This is a genomic window from Streptomyces sp. SID5910 (genome assembly GCF_009862125.1).
GTDB lineage: Bacteria > Actinomycetota > Actinomycetes > Streptomycetales > Streptomycetaceae > Streptomyces.
Genome location: NZ_WWHX01000861.1, coordinates 1 through 4,766 on the forward strand (window position 1 = coordinate 1; position 4,766 = coordinate 4,766).

At 75.0% G+C, this 4,766-nt stretch carries 5 protein-coding genes; 3 read left to right on the plus strand and 2 right to left on the minus strand.

The window, feature by feature from the left end:
- From GTW67_RS30310 to GTW67_RS30320, 3 genes are all read left to right on the plus strand, one after another.
- A partial coding sequence (locus tag GTW67_RS30310; RefSeq protein WP_202437898.1) for a LamB/YcsF family protein occupies positions 1 to 334 on the plus strand: 334 nt, incomplete at its 5' end.
- Complete coding sequence (locus GTW67_RS30315) at positions 331 to 978, plus strand: carboxyltransferase domain-containing protein (protein WP_161167950.1); 648 nt, start codon at positions 331 to 333, stop codon at positions 976 to 978. The genes GTW67_RS30310 and GTW67_RS30315, both read left to right, overlap by 4 nt.
- Entirely contained in the window at positions 975 to 1,829 is an 855-nt protein-coding gene (locus GTW67_RS30320; RefSeq protein ID WP_161167951.1) for a 5-oxoprolinase subunit C family protein, read from the plus strand. The genes GTW67_RS30315 and GTW67_RS30320 overlap by 4 nt, the downstream gene beginning before the upstream one ends.
- A 119-nt stretch (positions 1,830 to 1,948) precedes the next feature.
- Here the strand turns inward: GTW67_RS30320 and GTW67_RS30325 are convergent, their stop codons facing one another.
- The gene (locus GTW67_RS30325; RefSeq protein ID WP_161167952.1) at positions 1,949 to 2,797 is read right to left on the minus strand and encodes a methyltransferase domain-containing protein; all 849 of its coding nucleotides are present in this window, start codon (positions 2,795 to 2,797) and stop codon (positions 1,949 to 1,951) included.
- A 142-nt stretch (positions 2,798 to 2,939) separates the two neighbouring features.
- A partial coding sequence (locus tag GTW67_RS30330; RefSeq protein ID WP_161167953.1) for a KR domain-containing protein occupies positions 2,940 to 4,766 on the minus strand: 1,827 nt, incomplete at its 5' end.

The following is a 4,766-nucleotide window of genomic DNA, read 5'->3' on the forward strand; positions in this document are numbered from 1 at the left end:
CCTCGGCCTGCCGGGCTCCCGCCTGCTCGCCGCCGCCGGGGACGCCGGCCTCACCGGCGTGCCCGAGGCCTTCGCGGACCGCGCCTACACGCCCGAGGGCACCCTCGTCCCCCGCCGTGAGGCGGACTCCGTGGTGACGGAGGAGGACGCGGTGGTACGGCGGGCGCTGGCGTTCGCGGTGGACGGCGCGGTCGAGGCGGTGGACGGTACGACCGTCGCCGTCGCCGCCCGCTCCCTGTGCGTGCACGGCGACACCCCGGGCGCGGCCAGGATCGCGGCGCGGGTGCGCGAGGCGCTGGCGGCGGCCGGGGTCCGGGTCGGGGCCTTCGCGTGACCGGCGTTCCGCTGCTCACGGCCCGCACCGCCGGACGGCACGCGCTGCTCGTCGAGCTGTCCGACGCGGAGGGCACCGCCGCCTTCCACGCCGAGCTGCTGCGCCGGCGCGCGGCGGGGACCCTGCCGCCGGTGGAGGAGATCGTGCCGGGGGCGCGGACCGTCCTCCTGGACGGCGTGCGGGACCCCGAGGCGCTGGCCCGCCTGCTGGCCGGCTGGGAGATCCCGGCGGGCGCCGCGGACGAGGGTGCCGTCGTGGACATCGCCGTGCGCTACGACGGACCCGACCTGGCCGACGTGGCGGCCCTGTGGGGGGTCGCCCCGCACGAGGTGACGGCCCTGCACTCCTCCCGTACGTACCGTGTCGCGTTCTGCGGTTTCGCACCCGGCTTCGGCTATCTCACCGGGCTGCCCCCCGAGCTGCACGTGCCCCGCCGCGCCACGCCGCGGACCCGCGTCCCGGCCGGAGCGGTCGCGCTCGCCGGCCCCTACAGCGCGGTCTACCCCCGCTCCACCCCCGGCGGCTGGCAGTTGATCGGCACCATGCCGGACCCGGGCCGCCTGTGGGACGCCGGGCGGGAACAGGCGGCGCTCCTCACGCCGGGGACCCGGGTGCGTTTCGTCGAGGCGGAGGGCGCGGCATGAACGCCGAGCTCACGACCGTGCGCGCCGGCGCCCTGACCACGGTGCAGGACGCGGGCCGACGCGGCCACGCCCACCTCGGGGTGCCCCGCTCGGGCGCGCTGGACGAGCAGGCGATGCGGCTCGCCAACCGGCTGGCCGGCAACGACGCCGGTGCCGCCGTCCTGGAGACCACCCTGACCGGCTGCGCCCTGCGGCCCGACCGTGCCGTCACCGTCGTGGTCGGCGGTGCGCCCTGCCCGGTGACCGTGGGCGGGCGGCCGGTGGCCTGGGGCGCGCCGGTGCGGGTGCCGGCCGGGGCCGTCCTGGACGTGGGGGCGGTGACCGCGGGCGTGCGCTCGTACGTGGCGGTCGCCGGGGGCGTCGCCGTGGACCCGGTCCTCGGCAGCCGCTCCACGGACCTGCTCTCCGGGCTGGGCCCGGCACCCCTGCGCGACGGTGACGTCCTCCCGGTGGGCCCGCCCGCACGGCCGGCTCCGCTCGTCGCCGCCCCCTGGCCCGGTCCGCCCGCCGAGCTGATCCTGCCGGTGCGTCCCGGCCCCCGCGCCGACTGGTTCACCCCGGCCGCGCTGCGCACGTTCACCTCGGCGACCTACCGTGTCTCCCCGCACAGCAACCGGATAGGCCTGCGCACCGAGGGGCCGGCGCTGCAAAGGACGTCGACGGGTGAACTGCCCAGCGAGGGCATGGTCCTGGGCGCCGTCCAGGTGCCGCCGGACGGACGGCCCGTGGTGTTCCTGCACGACCATCCGACGACGGGCGGCTACCCGGTGATCGCGGTCGTCGCCGAACCGGCCCTCGCGGCGGCGGCCCAGGCCGCGGTCGGGACGCCGGTGCGCTTCACACCCGGCTGACCGACGGGGCCGCGCCGAGGGATCGGCGGGTGGCGAGGGATCCGGGACGGGTGAGGGGCGCGCCGCTGTGGCGACGCGCCCCTCACCACCGGGTCCGGCGCGGCCGGACCCCGTGGTGCCTACGCCTCCTCGGGACGGCGCGCCGTCACGATCAGGTAGCCCACCTCGGGCATCTCCATGTTCTCCCCGTCCGCGGGCTTCAGCTTGGCGAAGACCTCCGGGTCGACCTTCGCGGCCAGTTCGGCCATGTTCTCGGCGAGCGCCTCGCCGAGCCGCCGGACCGACTGCCGGGTGGTGTTCTCACTGACGTCGACGATCTCCGCACAGCGCAGCCCCGCCTCGCGCAGCATGGCCGGGTACGCCTCGAAGGACGCCGGCGACTGCGTGAGGTACCGCTTGAGGATGCCCTCGATCACCGGGCGCCGCTCCGCCGAGATGGTCTCCCGCTCGTAGTTGTCCGTGAGCGCGAGCCGGCCGCCCGGGCGCAGGACCCGGCCCGCCTCGGTGAGCGCGGCCTTGCGGTCCGGCATCTGCATGACGGACTCCAGCATCCACACGGCGTCGAACGAGGCGTCGTCGAACGGCAGGTTCATCGCGTCGCCGTGCTGGAAGCTGACCTTGCCGCTCAGCCCGGCCTCCTCCGCCAGCAGGTTGGCCTTCTCCACCTGCTTGAGGCTGACGCTGACCCCGACCACCTCGGCACCCGTGACCTTCGCCAGGCGCAGCGCCGGCCCGCCGAGACCACAGCCGATGTCCAGCACGCGGGCGCCGGGGCGGAGCTGAAGCCGCTCGATCATCATGTCCGTCAGACGGTTGGCCGCCTCCTCCAGCCCGGTGGAGTCCTCCTGGCTGTCCCAGAAACCCACGTGGATGTTCGGGCCGTACAGCGAGGCGTCGAACGCCCCCATCAACTGGTCGTAGAACTGGCCGACCTGCTCACCGACGGGGGTGAAGCTCGAAGACGTCACTTTCTCTCCTTCATATATGTGTCAACTGCGTTCCGCGGAAGCGGAAGGAACGTACGACGCGCAGGCGCGGGCACGTCCTTCCCGCTTCCGTCGTTTCTCGCGACGAGCGGGCGGGCGCACGGCGGGATGCCGTGCGCTCACCTCACACGTTCTCCGCAAGCCAGTCGAGGACGGCCGTGGCGGTGGCACCGGCGTGGTCCTCCATCATGGTGAAGTGGTCGCCGGGTACGTCGGTCACGGTGACCCGGGGGCCCCACGCCGACTCCTCGTCGGTGGTCTGCTCCGACCCGGTGAAGGTCTCCTCGGCCTTCACCGCCAGGATCGGCACACCGACCGGTTCCGGCCCCCAGTTGGAGAAGAGCCGCAGGTAGCCGCCCATCGCGGTCAGCCTGCCCTCGTCCACCACACCGAACATCTTCTCGCGATCGAACATCTTGCCGGACAGGTTGGTCTGGATCCACGGCAGCGCCTCGCTGCGCGGCAGATAGGTGTCCAGCATGACGACCGCCGACGGCGCGCTGCCGCGCTCCTCCAGCAGCCGCGCGACCGCCTGCGCGATCCACCCGCCCGACGACCGGCCGACGAGCACGAACGGCTCCTGCCCGACGGCCCGCAGCGTCGCCTCCGCCTGCATCTCCACCACCGCGTCGACACTGGCGGGCAGCAACTCGCCCTTGCCGAAGCCGGGTTCGGGCAGCACGGTGACATCGCGCCGGCCCCGGAACCCGGCGGCGAACCGGGCGTACTCGCGGGCGCCGGAGATCGCCACCAGCGACGGGAAGCACACCAGCCCCGGCGCCGTGCTGCCCTTCGACAGCCGGACCACCTTGGGCGGCGTCGTCAGCTCCGCGGCCGTACGGAACGACGGGCGCAGCCGTGCCGCCGCCATCAGCAACTGGGTGCCGGCCACGTACTCGCCGTCGGCGCACGCCTGCCGGTAGAGCGACTCGATCGTGGAACCGCCGCCGCCCGCCGCCCCGGCTCCGCCACCGGCCGCCGGTGCCGCCGGATGTCCGGCCTCTCCGGCCCCGGCGGCACCGGCGGAGGTCTCCGGCTCGGGGGCTGCTCCCGGCTGCAACCGGCCCCGCAGGTATGCGGCGAGCGCGGCCGGGGTCGTGTGGTCGAACAGCAGCGTCGCGGGCAGGGTGAGCCCGGTGACGTGGTTGAGCCGGTTACGGATCTCCACCGCGGTGAGCGAGGTGATGCCGACCTCCAGGAAGGCGTGGTCGTCCTCGACCGCGTCCGCGGAGTCATGCCCGAGCACGGCCGCGGTGTGTTCCCGCACCAGCTCGGTCAGGACCCGCAGTTGCTCCGCGGGGGCCAGCCCGGCCAGTCGCTGCCCGAGCGGCGCCTGCCCGGACTCGCCCCGGTCGGCCCCGGAGGCACCGCCGGCCGCCCGGCGCGCCGGCACCCGCACGAGCCCCCGCAGCAGAGGGGGCGTGCCGATCGAGGACGCCTGCGCCTGAAGGGCGGCGACGTCCAGGCGCACGGGCACCAGGAGCGGGTCCGCCGTCTCGGTGGCCGCCTGCTCGACGGCCAGATCGAAGAGGGCGAGCCCTTCGGTGGAGGAGAACGCGGCCACGCCGGAGCGGCCCAGCCGCTGTACGTCCTCGTCGTCCATGTGCCCGGTCATGGCGCTGCGTTCGGCCCACAGGCCCCAGGCGAGGGAGGCCGCGGCCAGTCCCTCCGCCCTGCGGTGCTGCGCCAGGGCGTCCAGGAACGCGTTGGCCGCGGCGTAGTTCGCCTGACCCGCGGCGCCGAACACACCGGCCGCCGACGAGAACAGCACGAACGCCTTCAGCGGCAGCTCCCTGGTCAACTCGTGCAGGTTGACGGCCGCGTCGCTCTTGGGACGCAGCACGGCGTCCAGACGCTCCGGCGTGAGCGAGCCGAGGAGCGCGTCGTCGAGAGCACCGGCCGCGTGCACCACACCGGTCAGCGGGTGCTCGGCGGGCACGCTCGCCAGCAG